The 15,093-nt window shown below is 60.9% G+C and carries 13 protein-coding genes; 7 read left to right on the forward strand and 6 right to left on the reverse strand.

Annotated elements, in window-relative coordinates; translation table 11 throughout:
- Positions 1-641: 641 nt before the first annotated feature.
- The 3 genes from Q2941_RS01650 (at position 642) to Q2941_RS01660 (ending at position 4,266) form a co-directional block, all read left to right on the forward strand.
- Positions 642-1,961 (forward strand): MgtC/SapB family protein, encoded by a 1,320-nt coding sequence (locus Q2941_RS01650; protein ID WP_458191384.1) that lies wholly within the window; start codon positions 642-644, stop codon positions 1,959-1,961.
- Positions 1,962-2,064: 103 nt separating this feature from the next.
- The gene (locus tag Q2941_RS01655) at positions 2,065-2,739 is read left to right on the forward strand and encodes an HAD family hydrolase (RefSeq protein WP_458191385.1); all 675 of its coding nucleotides are present in this window, start codon (positions 2,065-2,067) and stop codon (positions 2,737-2,739) included.
- Between the two features lie 501 nt (positions 2,740-3,240).
- Positions 3,241-4,266: a site-2 protease family protein gene (locus Q2941_RS01660; RefSeq protein ID WP_458191386.1), complete on the forward strand. Its 1,026-nt coding sequence runs from the start codon at positions 3,241-3,243 to the stop codon at positions 4,264-4,266.
- A gap of 166 nt (positions 4,267-4,432) precedes the next feature.
- Here Q2941_RS01660 and Q2941_RS01665 read toward each other — a convergent pair whose 3' ends face one another.
- Together Q2941_RS01665 and Q2941_RS01670 are read right to left on the reverse strand one after the other, a co-directional pair.
- Positions 4,433-4,963: a DedA family protein gene (locus tag Q2941_RS01665; protein WP_458191567.1), complete on the reverse strand. Its 531-nt coding sequence runs from the start codon at positions 4,961-4,963 to the stop codon at positions 4,433-4,435.
- Between the two features lie 312 nt (positions 4,964-5,275).
- Entirely contained in the window at positions 5,276-5,968 is a 693-nt protein-coding gene (locus Q2941_RS01670) for a dienelactone hydrolase family protein (protein ID WP_458191387.1), read from the reverse strand.
- A 513-nt stretch (positions 5,969-6,481) separates the two neighbouring features.
- Between Q2941_RS01670 and Q2941_RS01675 the strand changes: the two genes are divergently transcribed.
- From Q2941_RS01675 to Q2941_RS01685, 3 genes are all read left to right on the forward strand, one after another.
- Positions 6,482-6,709 (forward strand): DUF2188 domain-containing protein, encoded by a 228-nt coding sequence (locus tag Q2941_RS01675; protein ID WP_458191388.1) that lies wholly within the window; start codon positions 6,482-6,484, stop codon positions 6,707-6,709.
- A 248-nt stretch (positions 6,710-6,957) separates the two neighbouring features.
- Positions 6,958-7,872: an SDH family Clp fold serine proteinase gene (locus Q2941_RS01680; protein WP_458191389.1), complete on the forward strand. Its 915-nt coding sequence runs from the start codon at positions 6,958-6,960 to the stop codon at positions 7,870-7,872.
- 208 nt (positions 7,873-8,080) lie between these two features.
- On the forward strand, positions 8,081-8,503 hold the full coding sequence (locus Q2941_RS01685) for a hypothetical protein (RefSeq protein ID WP_458191390.1): 423 nt from the start codon (positions 8,081-8,083) through the stop codon (positions 8,501-8,503).
- Positions 8,504-9,000: 497 nt separating this feature from the next.
- Here the strand turns inward: Q2941_RS01685 and Q2941_RS01690 are convergent, their stop codons facing one another.
- The 4 genes from Q2941_RS01690 to Q2941_RS01705 form a co-directional block, all read right to left on the reverse strand.
- Entirely contained in the window at positions 9,001-9,474 is a 474-nt protein-coding gene (locus tag Q2941_RS01690) for a phosphate-starvation-inducible PsiE family protein (RefSeq protein WP_458191391.1), read from the reverse strand.
- Positions 9,475-9,513: 39 nt separating this feature from the next.
- Complete coding sequence (locus Q2941_RS01695) at positions 9,514-11,028, reverse strand: DHA2 family efflux MFS transporter permease subunit (protein WP_458191392.1); 1,515 nt, start codon at positions 11,026-11,028, stop codon at positions 9,514-9,516.
- Between the two features lie 31 nt (positions 11,029-11,059).
- Positions 11,060-12,253 carry an efflux RND transporter periplasmic adaptor subunit gene (locus Q2941_RS01700; protein WP_458191393.1) on the reverse strand — a complete coding sequence of 398 codons (1,194 nt, stop codon included), beginning with the start codon at positions 12,251-12,253 and terminating at the stop codon, positions 11,060-11,062.
- Positions 12,254-12,545: 292 nt separating this feature from the next.
- Positions 12,546-13,655: an AI-2E family transporter gene (locus Q2941_RS01705; protein WP_458191394.1), complete on the reverse strand. Its 1,110-nt coding sequence runs from the start codon at positions 13,653-13,655 to the stop codon at positions 12,546-12,548.
- A gap of 322 nt (positions 13,656-13,977) precedes the next feature.
- On the opposite strand from Q2941_RS01705, the gene Q2941_RS01710 reads away from it, so the two are divergent.
- On the forward strand, positions 13,978-14,991 hold the full coding sequence (locus tag Q2941_RS01710; protein ID WP_458191395.1) for an NADP-dependent oxidoreductase: 1,014 nt from the start codon (positions 13,978-13,980) through the stop codon (positions 14,989-14,991).
- Positions 14,992-15,093 lie beyond the last annotated feature (102 nt).

The following is a 15,093-nucleotide window of genomic DNA, read 5'->3' on the forward strand; positions in this document are numbered from 1 at the left end:
CCCGCTCCTCACACCGAGCATGTTCTATCATGACTAAGCGCCTCTCTTCCGAGTGAGTCAACCGGTCCTCCCGCGACCACGGGCATCCAGATGCACAATGCGTCTTTCGGCGGAGTCTCGACGGTTGACGGAGTCCTAGTAGCGACTATCGCGGGCGCCGGAGTCTTGATTCAAAGGAGTAATATCCAGCAAACGACTCCGATCCCACCGGATGCTAACGACGTCCGAAATAGTCAAAGAAGTGGCGACGCAGAAAGCGAAGCATTCGCTCGCGTCGGCGAGGCCGCCGGACGCGGCAGGCCTCCATGACGCGGGTTATCACCTGTGGTGCCGCGCCAAAGAGGCCGCGTTCACGGAGCGGCCGACAAAGATTATTGGCCGCTGAAAACCCTCAAGAAAGCTGACGCCAGTCAAGGCGCTCGCGAGCGCGGGAGCCCCTAGATTTCGTAAATGTAAATGATGGATTTTGCGCGCATGCAATCAGGAAGACCCGAGGCCGTTTCGAACGCTGGCTGGCAGTCATTGCCGAGCGGCGCAATGGTCGCATAGGTGCTCCGCGTTTGGCTGACGAGGCCGCGCCTGATCCCTTTGTTGTTGTTTGATCTGAAACTGGACCCGATCGCGCCTAGAACGGTCTGGACATGGACCCGTCCAAGGACCTCCAAGAGCTGATCTCTCGTCTCGCGGTCGCGCTCGGCATCGGTTTATTGATCGGCCTCGAACGAGGTTGGCGCCGACGTCAAGCGAGCCCTGGAAGTCGTGCGGCGGGAATCCGCACCTTTGCCATTTCGGGTCTGCTCGGCGGCGTAATCGCGGCACTAGCGCTGGCCTTGTCGTCACAATCGTCAGCAGGTGTCGCCAGCGCCGTCGGCGGTATCGTTCTCGGCCTTGGCTTCGCCGCCTATGCGGCGGTCGTTACTCTCTTCACCCGCGATGAGAACAGGGCGGTTGGAACTTTCTCGGCCACCACTGCGATCGCTGGCATGCTGACTTTTGCTCTTGGCGCTTATGCGGTGCTCGGCGATCTGCGGGTAGCCGCCGGCACAGCAGTCGCGGCCGCGGGCCTGCTCGCCTTTCGAGAAGAGCTTCACGGCTGGCTGGAGAATATCACCTGGCCTGAGTTGCAGTCAGGACTGGTCTTGCTCGTCATGACCTTCCTCGGGCTGCCGATCATGCCCGATCATCCGGTCGGCCCCTTCGGCGGGGTCAATCCGCGCGACGTGTGGATCATCGCCATCGTCCTCGCCGGCGTCTCGTTCCTCGGCTATGCCGCGGTGAAGATTTTCGGCGCGCGCCGTGGGCTGCTGTTGGCGGCCGCGGCCGGCGCGCTCGCGTCTTCCACAGCAGTGACCATCGCCAACGCACGCCATGCTGCCGCGGGTGAAGGCTCACCCCGTCTGCTCGCGGCCGGCGTCGCGGTCGCGTCCGTTATCATGTTCCTCCGCGTGGCCGCCATCGTGGCAGCGCTCAAGCCTGGTCTTCTCGTGCTTCTCGCGCCGACCCTCGTTGCTGCCTCGCTCGTGGCAGCCGGGTTCGCCATCATCTGGGTGTACTGGCCAAAGACTGACACCGGTGGCCATCAGAGTGTAGATTTTCGCAATCCGTTTGATTTTTGGTCAGTGGTGGGATTTGCGTTTTTTCTGGGATTGATCGTCATGCTAAGTCGAGCGGTGGGAGAAACGTTTGGCGCTACGGGCGCGTTGGCCGGCGCGATCTTCGTGGGAATTGCCGACATTGATGCGATCACCGTCTCCATGGCGCGCCTCACGCCTGAAATCCTGAGCACTTCGGATGCGGCGGCGGCCATTCTCGGCGCCGTCGCCAGCAATACCGTCAGCAAGATCGCTATCGGGGCGGTGATCGGCCGCGGCCCATTTGCCGTTGAGATCGGGGCCATGGCATTGCTTTGCCTTCTCGTCGGAGCGGTGGCGCTATGGTTGACCTTTGTCTTCGCCGCCTGAACGGCCGTTGATCGCCAAGGCCGAGGATTGCCGCGCTGGCACCGCCAAATCAAAGGTGCTCTGCCATTGCAGATGACAATGCTATCGAGCAAGGAGAAATCGGATGCGTATTGAGCCCGTGTTTATATTTGACCTTGATGGAACGCTGGTGGACAGCGTGTACCAACACGTCCTTGCCTGGAAGCACGCGCTTGACGCCGAAGGTATTGAGCTTTCGGTCTGGCGCATCCATCGCAAGATCGGCATGAGCGGCGGCTTGTTCACCGACCAGCTTCTGCGCGAGACGGGGTTCGAGATTAGCGATGAGCGCGCGGAACGGCTGCGCGAGGGCCGCGCCGCCGCGTACCGTCAGCAGGCAAGATACATTCGGCCTCTGCCGGGAGCTCGAGAATTGCTGTCGTGGTTGTCGGAGGCCGGTATTCCGTGGACGATTGCGACCAGCGGCCGCATGGAAACCGCAGCCGTCAATCTGGCCGCGCTCAGCGTCGATGCTGATAGGATCCTGGTGGTGACGCGCGATCATGTCAAATATGCCAAAGCCGATCCGGACCTGTTTCTCGCGGCCGCCGCCCGACTGGGAGCACCTATCGAAGCAGCAGTGGTTGTCGGCGATAGCCTCTGGGACATGCTGGCGGCAATACGATGCCGGGCCTTGGGTGTCGGTTTTTTGAGCGGTGGCTATGGGCAAGACGAGTTGAGGCAATCCGGTGCAATCCGCGTTTACGATGATCCGGCCGATCTGTTGAGGCATGTCGACGAGGTTGGAGGCCGGCGATGATGCCTGCACGCGCAGTGACGCGGCCACACGTGAAGATACGCACGCAAACTTCCTGGCATAGCCGCGGAACCAACATTTTGCGGGCGCAATCAGGCGCGCTGAGAGGAACTCTCGTTCGCACAACGGCTTTGTGGGACGATTTCTGGCTCCCTTAGTCCTTATCGTCGGTGCACGAGTCGCGTGTGATCCTCTCAAATGTCTAACGACGTCACCTCCTCTGGCCTGCTCACAAGAGGCGCCTTTGATGAGGGGATTGCTCTTGTCACGAAGCGGCGATCGGGCCAAGAGACAAGTGCGACTTTTGCGTGATCACGGGCATTCGGGGAACTTCGAGATTTTTGGCGTGTTACGACCTGCGGCGACCTGATCCTGAGCCGGGGGATCGGCCTCGAAAATACGCAAGCGGATTGACACCGTTGGGCTTGCGGTTTGTCAGTGCGGCAGCAGGAGAGCCGCTTCATCCTACCTCTGCCCCGAAGCTCCACCGTTGCGAGGCCATCCATGTCTTGGTCCCTGAAGCTCGGCTCCATCGCCGGAACAGCCGTCCGAATCCACATCACGTTCATCCTCTTCCTCGCCTGGATTTTCGGCGCGAGCTACGTCTCGGGCGGGCCCAATGCGGCCTGGAGCAGCCTTCTCTTCATGGTGCTTCTGTTCCTCTGCGTGCTGGCGCATGAGCTCGGCCACATCCTGACGGCGCGCGCCTTCGGCGTTCTGACACCCGATGTCATTCTGCTTCCAATCGGCGGCGTCGCGCGGCTGGAGCGCATTCCGGAAAAGCCGCTTGAGGAATTCCTCATCGCGATCGCGGGCCCACTGGTCAATGTCGTGATCGCGTTCGGTCTCGTCCTCGTCACGAGCGCGACACTGGACGGCGGCTCACTCGCGGCGGTCGAGAGCGCCAGGGTCTCGATGGTCGACCGACTCGCATCGGTGAATCTGTTCCTCGCGCTCTTCAATCTGGTCCCCGCCTTCCCGATGGATGGCGGACGCATCCTGCGCGCGCTCCTCTCAGCGCGGCTCGGCTTCGTGCGCGCCACCGAGATCGCTGCAATGATCGGTCAATGGGTCGCATTCGCGCTCGGCTTCATCGGTCTGTTCGGGAGCCCGATGCTGATCTTCATCGCGATCTTCGTTTATCTGGCGGCCTCCTCGGAGGCCCATATGGTCGCCCTCCGCTCCTTGTCTCAAGGCGTGCCGGTCGACGCCGCGACGATGACGCAATTCGCAACGCTCGCGCCAGAATCGCGCCTCGACGAGGCGATCGAGCTCCTGCTGCGCACCAGCCAGAGCGAATTCCCGATCGTCGATCATGCGCAGCGACCGGTCGGGATCCTGTCCCGCGCCGACCTTATCCGCGCTCTGAAAGAGCTCGGCCCCGACGCCCGCATGAAGGACGCGACATTGTCGCCCTTCCCGACCTGCAACCGTCGCTGCACGCTGGAAGACGCGCTCAAACTCCTACAGGAAGAAGGTGCGCCCGCTGTCGCGTACTTGATGGTGCGGGCCGGCTGGTTGGACTCGTGAGCTCCGAAACGCTAGGCGAAATGCTGATGATCGTGGGCGCCATGCCGCCTGGATACCGCCTGGGCAGCGGCCACCGGCGCGCGGCAGCCTGAACGGACCCGCTTTATCTGATCTGAGTCTGTTTGGAGCTGGCACTTGCGCCAATGAGCACCGAAATTGGTGCCGCCTACTCCCAGAGCCAAGTCAGGGCGTCCGATCCGAGTTTGCCAATTTGCAGCACCACGGCTGCCCACAGGAATGCCGAAGCGAAATTGGCGACTTGAAAGGGCCAAAAGGGCATCGCGAAGATGCCGGCGACAAGGGGAACGACTGCGCGCAACGGGCCGAAGAAACGACCGATGAAGACGCCGGACACGCCCCATTTCTTCACGAAAGCCTCCCCCTTCGAAATGAGATCCGGATGACGGGAGAAAGGCCACCTGCGGTAGATGGCCTTCCCCAGTTTCAAGCCGATCCAGTAGGATACCCAATCGCCGAGCCCCGCGCCCATCGAGGCGGCGCCCCAGATCGGCCAGAACTTGATCTCGCTCACGCCGACCAGCCCGCCAATCGCGATCAGCGCAGCCCAAGCCGGAACCAACATCGAGATGAATGCTAGAGACTCGCCGAAAGCGAGCGCGAAAACAATCGGCGGCGCCCAGGCCTCGTTCTGACGCACGAAGTCGACAATTTGCTGGGCGTACGATTCGATCGACATTCGCATCAACCAAGCAGCGCTACAGAAATGTAGGAAGGTGCTAATTGGATGGCAGTTATTTAGAGTAACAAATTGTTCCGCATGCGGTCCGCCCTCGCTTTGTGCGACTTGGCTGCACGCGCTGGTGAGTGGCCGGATAACTCGATGACCTTCTTGGGGTCCTTGACATCGCGAGCCTGCGAGACATCCGCCTCTAGACGTTTCGCGTCCACGGTTCGCGCAGCGCGCTCCTACTTCAGCTCCTGTCCAACGAAATTGAGCGGACGAAGCGGTAGCCCAACTGATCCCTCGCCGCGTCTTCGCGGACCGCGTTCACCCAACGAGGTGACTGTGATACCACCGACGCGCCAGTGATGCCACTTCGTCCAGCGCACCGGGCTCTTCGAACAGACGTGTTGCGCCTGGCACGAGGGCAAACTGCTTTTCGCATTTCAGCTGCATGAACGCTTCCTGGTTCAGCTTAACCGCCTCAAGGTCTTTTCCACCTACAATGAGCAGCGTCGGTGCGCTGACGCGCACCAAGGCAGAACCGGCGAAGTCAGGACGGCCTCCTCGCGAGGTGATCGCACCAACTTGATCAGAACGCAACGCCGCCGCTTCCAATACTGCCGCTGTGCCGGTGTCAGTTCCGAAATAGCCGAGCCGTAGGCCCTTCGTATCCGGATACTGCGTGAACCAGTCGGCCACTCCAATCAGCCGTTCGGCGAGCAGCGCAATATTGAGCCGCAACTGCTTCGTCCGTAGGTCAATCTCTTGCTCCTCGACCGTCAGCAAATCAGTAAGGAGGGTCGCAAGATTGGACTCGTTGAGCAGACGCGCCACGTAGCGATCCACGTAGCGATTGCGAGGATTGTGAAGGCCACTGCCGCTACCTTGCACGAACAGAATGAGACCGCTGGATTCTAGCGGCACCGTCAGCTTACCGTAGAGCGATTGCGAGCCGGCTGGGATGGCTACCAATTGTTCTTCAATCGCTAGAGCGGCCTGAGCGGCAGGATTGCGCATCGTCTTTTCCTTCCCGGGGTGCGCTACGGCGACCGCTATCTCTGCCGCCTGCCGCTGCGAACGAAAACGCCACCTGCCTTGCGAATTGGCACAGATGCGAGCAACACACCTTGGTTCGCAGCAAGCTTTTGAAAGAACTTTGCCCAACAAAGTCTCGCCTGACCATGACGTCCGTCAATGTAGGGATGATCGCGTCGCTTCTCTGCGAAGCATAATCACGAAACTATTTTGAGGCGGCACCCGTTGCGGGAACAGCCAGAACAGCTTCGCGCTGAAGCAGGAGAACGCGAACTTTTGCGAAGCTCGCAATAAGCCCTTTTGCAGCGAGAAACATCGCGCGGACAGGATCCGCGAGTCGGCATTCCTGCAGTGATCGGAAACTCGACGGCCAGGTCGGCCTTCCCTTGATGATCGTCAGTTTCGCGCAATTCTCTCGCAGGGCACGAAATTGATCTTTATCACGGCGCCTTCTTCGATGTTGCAACATCTTGGTACGTGTGCGGAGTTCTCTCTATGGTTGCGGCCATTCACGTTGTTCCGGACGACAATTTCGACGACTGGGTCGTTCGCGACGACAAGGGGTGCGAGCTCGGCCACCATGCGACCAGGGAAGACGCCGAACTTGCCGCGCAACCAGTTGCGCGGGAATTGGGGACCAGGCTCGTCGTTCATCTCCCTGATGGAAGAACGAATTGCACCAATTTTGCGAGGGGGTGGCTTGCCAGATTGTTCGGCTCGTGAGCCGCTGGCTCGGCCATCGTCGGTCAGGCCTTGATGGCGTCGGCTTAATAAAAATGATAGCGCCTCTGTTGGGAGAGGCCTGACGAGCATCAATTACAATACGACACGACGGTCAATTGGCGCCGTTGAGCCACGAATATTGACAACGATCATGGTGCACGGCACGGCGGCGTTCAATGTTCTCGGCGCCAGTTCCGATGAAGATGACATCTCTATGCTGCTCGGCACGCGGAACCGCATTTTGCCTTGTGTCTCGCCGTTACGATCCAACCAACGTTCGGCCCGCTGAGGAGGACACCTTGTCGATAGGCGATATTATCTGGATGTTCTTCATATTCTCGGCGCTCCAGCCGATGCTTAGGCAGCATTTTCTCGAAGCCTTGCGGGTGCGCAAGATTTCGCAGATCGAGCGCGAGCGAAAGTCGCGGGTGATCCTGCTAGTGCACCGGCAGGAGACGATGCGGTTTCTCGGCTTTCCGCTTGCGCGCTACATCGACATCAACGATTCCGAGGACGTGATGCGCGCCATCCAGTTAACGGACGCCGATGTGCCGATTGACCTCGTGCTGCATACTCCGGGCGGACTGGTCCTGGCCGCACTGCAGATCGCCAAAGCGGTACGGGAGCACAAGGCGAAGGTCACCGTCTTTGTGCCGCACTACGCCATGTCGGGCGGTACACTGATTGCACTCGCCGCCGACGAAATCGTCATGAGCAAACATTCCGTGCTGGGCCCGATCGATCCGCAACTCGGAGACTCACCGGCCGCCTCGCTGATCAAGGTCGCGGCAGACAAGCCGATTGCAAAGGTCGACGACCGGACGTTGATCATGGCCGACGTTGGCCGCAAGGCAATCACGCAGGTCAAACAGGCCGCATGCGATCTGCTGACCCGTCGACTATCCGCGGAGAAAGCCGGCACCGTCGCGGAGACCCTAACGTCCGGCACATGGACCCACGACTATCCGATATGGGCCTCGGTCGCGACGTCGCTCGGCCTGCCCGTGAGCACCGACATGCCGCACAACGTCCTTGAGCTGCTCAAGCTCTATCCGCAGCCCGTCCGAATGCAAAGCGGCGGCGGCGTGGAGTACCTGCCGGTCAAGCGGCGCGGATCGGAAGGGTCAAACATGGACGCTCCCGGATGGCCGCGGGTTCCGTAATGCTGGCCGTCCTGCTCGGCAGCCAACTCGGACGATCAACTCATCCTATCAATCTATCAAGCCACGAAAGCTCGTGTGATCTTGACGGCAATCAACGTGCTCCGGCTTTGTCACTTGTATAAATGTTTGATCACCATGCGGCTCGAGTGTCGTGGTATCCCCGACCGCCTGGGTTGATCCAATCCCTCTGTCTATTCAGGAGACGACCATGCACCAGCTAATTCGCGGAGGCGCGATCGCCATTGCGCTTCTTGGCAGCGTAAGCTTCGCCGCCGCCCAGCGTGCGCCCGGCGACGTTCACTCCGACTTGACGGTAAATCAGCAACAGGCCGTCAGCCAGGGGCTCGCGTCTTCGCCTTCACAGCCCGCGCCTTCCGACGGGCAACCGCAGGTTGGCAATAAACTTCCCGATTCCATGTCAGCGCAGTCGATGCCAGGCAACGTTACCGACCAGGTTCCCCAGACGAAGAACCTTCTCTTCGTCAAACTGCCGGACCGGATCCTGCTGATCGATCCTGACAACAAGCTCGTTACGCAGATCGTCATGGATAACACCACGACGGGTTCGAGTACCACGGGATCGAACGCTGGCGGATCGACGACCAATACCTCGGACCGGCCTTCTCGGTAACGATCCGCAGCTAGATTGATCTCGGCGGGTGATACCGGCGACGCGCCGGGCTCGGCATGGCGTGTCCGCGGGCGGCAACCGGGGTGACGTGATGATCAGATCCCGCTTCTCGTGGCCATCGCCAGCGGCGGTCGTCTTGACGACGGTCTCGCTCCGTGGATGAATCGCGCCGCGGGAGCCGCGGGACAGGAAATCGGCTCACGCGGCCCGAGACTAACGAGGTTGCCCCGGGCTACCATGCCGAAAGCCTGAAGCAAAAACCCGTCGTCAACGAAAAGAGCGAGACGATCGGACGGATCAATGATTTCATCTTCGGCTAGGACGGTAACATCTATGCCGTCCTTGCCGTCGGCGATTTCACCGGACTTGTCGCTATTCGCTACCGTAGCCTTAAGCTCGATTCTTCCGGCTACATTGTGTTGCCGGCGTCAGCCATAGTGCGCTCCAAAAACTGCCAGTTTTCGTCGGCAGTCGATAGCGCTTCGTACTCCCTATCGTCAGGCCATCTCTTCCTCCGCCGGATCGCGACCACCTATCAGCCAATAAATGACGCCGAGCGTGAGGATCGCCGCCGCCAGTGACAAGATGTGCAGCGCGTCCGTTTCTGTGAGATCGAGGATGATGACCTTCCGGCAGATGGCCAATAACGCGATCATCACGACCGAGCGTGTCTGGACAACAGTATCACGGCGCTCAGCCATCACCAGAAGCGTTTTCTTGAATTCAAGTGCAATGATCACCGTAAGGATCATGCCGAATGCAGCCTGGAACGCCGAGTAGTCGGATGGATCGAATCCTCCAGCGAGAACCAGCCCAAACAAAATCTTCAGGGTCAGCGTCCACAGCCCGGCGACGACGATGACGGCGATCAACGCCGTGAGGAACATGACGACGACGTACTCGAAGCGCTGATACAGCGACAGCAGCCCCAATCGTTCCCTTGCCTCCCTCAACTCCTGCTTGATCGACATCAAGGCCTCCGACACGACGCGTCTCACGCTTCTGGCGTCTCACGCTTCTGCAAGCCTTCCTGGCGGACCCTCTTTTCCAGCAGATCGGCGTGGACGTTGTATCAGCATTACCAGGGGGATCGCCAGCAGGGATACGAACATCATCAGCTTGAAATTGTCGATGAACGCGACAGCTTCTGCCTGTGCGGAAACGAGTTGGGTAAGTGCGGCCCGCCCCTGAACGGTGGCGAGACCGAAATGTTGGGCGTGGTCGCGTATCACCTGCCGGTAGGAGGTGATGTGCTCGACCAGCCCGGCCTGGGTGGTGGCTGAATTGCGCACCAGCAGATAGCTCATCAAGGAAATGCCGATGCTCGCCCCGATATTTCGCATTAAATTGAAGAGCCCGGTTCCCTGCGTCCGCAACGCCGGCGGAAGCGTTCCGAACGCCACCGTGCCGAGCGGCACGAAGACGAATCCGAGGCCGAAACCCTGCAGCAGACCGGTGCGGACCAGAGTGCCCTGCGATACATCAGGAGTAAAGCCGGTCATGAAATAGAGCGACAGCGCCGTCAGTCCGAAACCCGTCGCGATCAAGATCCGCCCGTCGATGTAGCGGACGAGCTGCCCGACCGCCAGCATCGCGATCATGGTCCCGACACCGCGTGGAGCGAGTACGAGGCCAGCCGTCAGCACCGGATAGTTCATGAGCTTCTCGAGATAGGGCGTCAGCATCGACAGCGTCGCCAGCAGCACGACACCGACGATGAAAATCAGGATGATACCGATCACAAAATTCCGATCGCGGAAGAGCGCAAGGTCGACGAAGGGATCGTGCGCTGACAGGGAGTGGACCGTGAAGAGATAGAGGCCGAGCACGCAAAGCGCGGCCTCCAACTGAATCTCGCGAGAGGTAAACCAGTCGAGGCGCTCGCCGCGGTCGAGGAAAAGCTGCAATGTGCCAATGCCAAGGCTGAGTGTCACGAACCCAAGCCAGTCGAGCCGCCGCGCCGGGGGCCGCTCGGCGCGCCGTCGGAGAAACAGCAAAATGCCGAACGCGCACGCCACGCCAAAGGGCAGGTTGACATAAAATACCCAGCGCCAGCTATAGGAATCGGTCAGCCAGCCGCCGAGTGTCGGCCCGAGAATCGGGCCCAACATCACGCCGAGGCCGAATATCGCCGTCGCCTGGCCCTGCTGCTCCGGCGGATAGGCGTCGAGCAGCACGGATTGCGAGAGCGGCACCAGTGGCGCGCCAAAGATACCCTGAAGCAGGCGAAAGACGACCATCTGCCCCAGCGACACGGCCGTCCCACAGAGCATCGACGTTACTATGAAGCCGATCACCGCCGTCAGGAATAATGGCTTGCGGCCGAGCCTGGCCTCAAGCCAGCCGGTAGCCGGCATAGCAATCGCCGCCGCCACGATATAGGAAGTCAGGACCCAGTTGATCTGGTCGCTCGTTGCCGACAGGCTGCCCTGCATATAGGGTAGTGAGACATTGGCGATCGTGATGTCGAGCGCCTGCATCAGGGTCGCAAGCATCACGGTTGCTGTGATCATTCCGCGGTTCATGACGCCGCTCTCTAAGGCCCCGCGCGCCACGTCAGGCCCCGAAGATCGCGGTGAAGTCGCGCCACAGCTCGCGGAGCGATCGCTGGTGGCCGGTATCGATCGATATCTTGACACTCATGCCTGCGCGCAGTGGCGGGTGGTTCGCGGGTTGATCGAAAAAAAGGCGAACCGATATGCGCTGCACGACTTTCACCCAGTTGCCTGTGGCATTTTGCGGCGGCAATAGTGCGAAGACCGATCCACTCGCCGGCGCCAGTGACGTCACCCGTGATGTAATCGGCGTGTCCGGATAGGCATCGACGATGACGCGCGCCGAATTGCCTTCCCTAACGTAGGTGAGATCCGTCTCCTTAATATTGGCTTCGATATAGAGATCGCGCGTCGATACCAGCGGAAACGCGGATTGCCCGGCATTCAGAAAAACCCCGATCGCGATGTTCTCGGCATTGTGCGGAATGCCGTCGAAAGGTGCGACGATGGAGGTGAGCCGCAGGTTACGCGCCGCGAGATCGACGGCCGCCTGTGCCTGTTTGACCGCGGATTGCTGGTCGACCGGCAAATCCAGGTTGCCGCCGACCTGGGCGAGCGCTGCCGCCGCCTCCCGCTCCAAGCTTGCCAGATTGGCTTTCGCCGCCTGATAGTCGCGTATTGCGGCATCGAGCGTCGCGCGAGGCGCGGCGCCAGTGTTGTAGAGCTGCTGCTGGCGCTCATAATTGGCCTGCGTGTAGTCGACCGTGGCCCTTGCCTCATCGATTTGCTTCTGGCGTGCGCGATAGGTCTCGATCAGCGTGTGCGCCTGGTCGCGCGCAACGCCGAGCTGCGCTTCGGCATTGGCCAGCGCAATCCGATAGGGCTGCGAATCGATGTTGAAGAGCAGGTCGTCCTTCTTCACCGGCGCGTTCGACTTTGCTGCGATGCCGACGACCTGGCCCGAGATCTGCGGGCTGATCGACGCGCTCACCGCCTGAACATAAGCGTCTTCCTCCGACACGTAGCGGCCGGTCATCAGATTGAGGGCGAGCGCGCCGGCGACCAGCGCGACCGGACCAAGGGCCAGCAGTGGCCGGCGCCAGCGGCTTCGCCACGGCGCAGACGCGCCTTCTTCACCAGGCGTCTCCGTCGAACCGTGAAGATCCCGATCCAGGTAAGGAGAACGCCTCGGGAGTGCGCGGGCTGTGTTGGGTTCGCCAACTTTCGCAAATGTTTCGAAGCCGCTGTCTGGCATGGCGCGATACTCGCCGTCCCGGTTAGTCGCAATGTTGCGTCAATCGATCGTCGGCACCTTGACGGGTATCAGCCCCCGCGAAATACAAAATCCAGGCAGAGAATTGAGTCTCGTCAATGCATAAGGCCGTTCGATCTGCGAATTGAACTTGGCGACCCCCGCGTCGCTTGCCCTCCGTGGGCGTTCCTCCCGAGACTTGGACCGCCGGCGAAAGCCGCGCGGTCCTTTTTTTCACGCCCGGTGAACGATGAGAGTTACAAGCAGCAGGATATCGTGACGAACAGCCCGACCGTCACTCCCGGATGCCGATCCATTCGCGCCATACGGTCAGGAGCGCCGCCATGATTACCGGCCCAAGAAAGAGACCGACTAATCCGAACGACTGCATCCCGCCCAGAATTCCGATCAGCACCAGCAGGAAGGGCAGCTCAGCGCCGCCTCCGATAAGAGCCGGCTGAATGAAGTTGTCGCCGATCAGCAGGACCGCCGCGCCAAAGACAAACAGTCCGACAGGCGCCAACAAGGTGCCGTCTTGAACAACCAAAGTCAGAGAAGCCGCCGCAAGCGCGACCCAGGCGCCGAGCGGCACCATTGCCAATACAATTGTCAGCACTGAAAATAGCAGCGGATGAGGCACGCCCATCATGACGTAGGCGATACCGACGACAGCGCCCTTCACAATCGCCGCTGCGATCGTTCCGTTCACGGTGGCGCGGGTTGCGTCGGCGATCTTGCCGATCAGGCGAGTGCCGGGATTGCCGAGCAGGCGCCGAGCGGTGACGACCGATCGGTCCGCAAGCCATGTTCCGTCACGCAGCATCAAGGAAAGCGCGATCAGCGTAATGGCGAAGAGGAGGAGACGATGCAGAAGTGCGCCGCCGAGCGTGCCAGTCCAGTTCGTCAGATTTTCGATGTTTACGCCGCGAAGCCATTCCGTGAGAGCCTCAGGATTGCTGAGGTTGGCACGCCACCAGAGATCGAGGTATTCGCCGGCGATCGGTAGCTGCGCAAGCCAGGCCGGGACAACAACTCCGCTCTCACGCAGGCGATTGAGCACGTGCACAAAAGCATTGCTCCCCTGGGCGACCTGACGCACGGTCAAGACAATGGGTATGAGAAGAACGAGGCCGATTATGCAAGTAAACAGCAACGATGCCAGGAATGATGAGGGACGGCCAGAGATCAGCTGCGCAAACCTAACGTAGATCGGCCAAGTGGTGATGGCAATCACGCCTGCCCAGATCAATGCTACCAGGAAATCGTGCGCGACCCAAAGCGCAAGCAACACCACTGCGACTGCGATAACGGCCTGGATGTTCGCCCGCATGTGCGATTCGAACAGCGGCGGTGGCGTGCGCAGTTCGCTACCGTCGTCGCTTCGCACGAAGCCGTGGCGCTGCATTGGCGACCCCATCGTGCTGACATCGATCCGTTTGCTCGCAGGCTACACCGCTCGCCACCCTATACGTTGATGGGCATCAACTTGCCGAAGTCGCAGCGCCGTTCCATACCGAGGCTCTTTCGCGGGGGGGGGGCGCGTTCTTCCATCCCGAACCCTCGATTGAGGGCCGTCAGTTAGTCCGCGCGGCGGAACGACAGGGCGGCGCGTCGCGCTAAACAGGCGGGCCGCTGCCCTCGTATTTGCTTTCCGAAATTGACCGACGTCAGCGTCGCGGCCGGCAATCTCGTCCATGCAAGCGGAAAGCCCACGCGAGATAGCCACCATGCTCGATCGTCCCCGCAATGCTTCGCTTCTCCGGCATCACACGATGCATGTCCCCCGCACCATGTTCGCGGCGGCCATCGACCGCTTCGGCGGCCCGGAGGTTATCACCGGTCATGCTTTACCGGTGCCGCCGCTGGACGTTGACGAAGTCATGATTGCCGTCGACACCGCCGGCGTCGGCCGGTGGGATGCCGACGTCCGGGAAGGGTTTTATGCGCCCCGCAAGCCGCATTTTCCATTGGTGCTCGGCTATGACGGCTCCGGAATCGTCGCCGCCGTCGGCTCGCGGGTGCGACGGTTGAAAGTCGGTGACGAGGTCTATTCCTACAATTGGGAGAACCCGAAAGGCGGTTTCTACGCCGAATACGTCGCCGTGCCCGCCGACAAGGTCGCGGCGATCCCAAAACGGCTCGACCTGCGACATGCCGGTGCGATCCCGATTACGGGATTGACGGCACTGCAGGGGATTGACGAGGCACTGAAGCTGAAGAAGGGCGAGACCATCATCATTCACGGCGCTTCCGGCGGTGTCGGAACGCTTGCCGTGCAATTCGCAAGATTTCGCGGCGCCCGGGTGTTCGCAACAGCATCAGACCAGGAAGGCGTGGAGCTCGTGCGGGAGATGGGCGCGCATGTCGTCGTCGACGGCAAGCGCATCGACATCGACGACCAAGCGCGCCGCTTCGCGCCAGACGGCGTCGACGCCATCCTGGCGCTAGCCGGCGGCGATGCGCTGGAGAAATGCCTGAACGTGCTGCGGCCCGGCGGCCGGCTGGCGCACCCGAACGGCATCGAGCCGGCCCCGAAGAAGCGGCGCGGCACGGAATTGGTCCGCTACGACGGCATTTCCGGCGTTCGCGAGTTCGAACGCCTCAACGCGGCGGTCCAGGCAGCGAAACTCAAAGTTCCGATCGCGGAATGCTATTCCCTGGCCCACGCCTACAAGGCGCACGAACGTCTAGCCGAGGGTCATGTAGTCGGTAAAATCACCCTCTCGATCCACGCTTCGTAGTCGCGAGATATCTGTCCCGGAGGTCCACGCGCCCAAGCTCACCGATAGGAGCCAATTTCCACCTACCGGCGATCGCGCCTGCCAATTGATCAGAAATTGGCC

Source organism: Bradyrhizobium sp. UFLA05-153, assembly GCF_054185185.1.

Bases quoted from the DNA above. Each gene is read 5' to 3' on its own strand.
- Q2941_RS01650 (WP_458191384.1), top strand. From the start codon at position 642: ATGGACCCGTCCAAGGACCTCCAAGAGCTGATCTCTCGTCTCGCGGTC.
- Q2941_RS01655 (WP_458191385.1), top strand. From the start codon at position 2,065: ATGCGTATTGAGCCCGTGTTTATATTTGACCTTGATGGAACGCTGGTG.
- Q2941_RS01660 (WP_458191386.1), top strand. From the start codon at position 3,241: ATGTCTTGGTCCCTGAAGCTCGGCTCCATCGCCGGAACAGCCGTCCGA.
- Q2941_RS01665 (WP_458191567.1), bottom strand. From the start codon at position 4,963: ATGTCGATCGAATCGTACGCCCAGCAAATTGTCGACTTCGTGCGTCAG.
- Q2941_RS01670 (WP_458191387.1), bottom strand. From the start codon at position 5,968: ATGCGCAATCCTGCCGCTCAGGCCGCTCTAGCGATTGAAGAACAATTG.
- Q2941_RS01675 (WP_458191388.1), top strand. From the start codon at position 6,482: ATGGTTGCGGCCATTCACGTTGTTCCGGACGACAATTTCGACGACTGG.
- Q2941_RS01685 (WP_458191390.1), top strand. From the start codon at position 8,081: ATGCACCAGCTAATTCGCGGAGGCGCGATCGCCATTGCGCTTCTTGGC.
- Q2941_RS01690 (WP_458191391.1), bottom strand. From the start codon at position 9,474: ATGTCGATCAAGCAGGAGTTGAGGGAGGCAAGGGAACGATTGGGGCTG.
- Q2941_RS01695 (WP_458191392.1), bottom strand. From the start codon at position 11,028: ATGAACCGCGGAATGATCACAGCAACCGTGATGCTTGCGACCCTGATG.
- Q2941_RS01700 (WP_458191393.1), bottom strand. From the start codon at position 12,253: ATGCCAGACAGCGGCTTCGAAACATTTGCGAAAGTTGGCGAACCCAAC.
- Q2941_RS01705 (WP_458191394.1), bottom strand. From the start codon at position 13,655: ATGCAGCGCCACGGCTTCGTGCGAAGCGACGACGGTAGCGAACTGCGC.
- Q2941_RS01710 (WP_458191395.1), top strand. From the start codon at position 13,978: ATGCTCGATCGTCCCCGCAATGCTTCGCTTCTCCGGCATCACACGATG.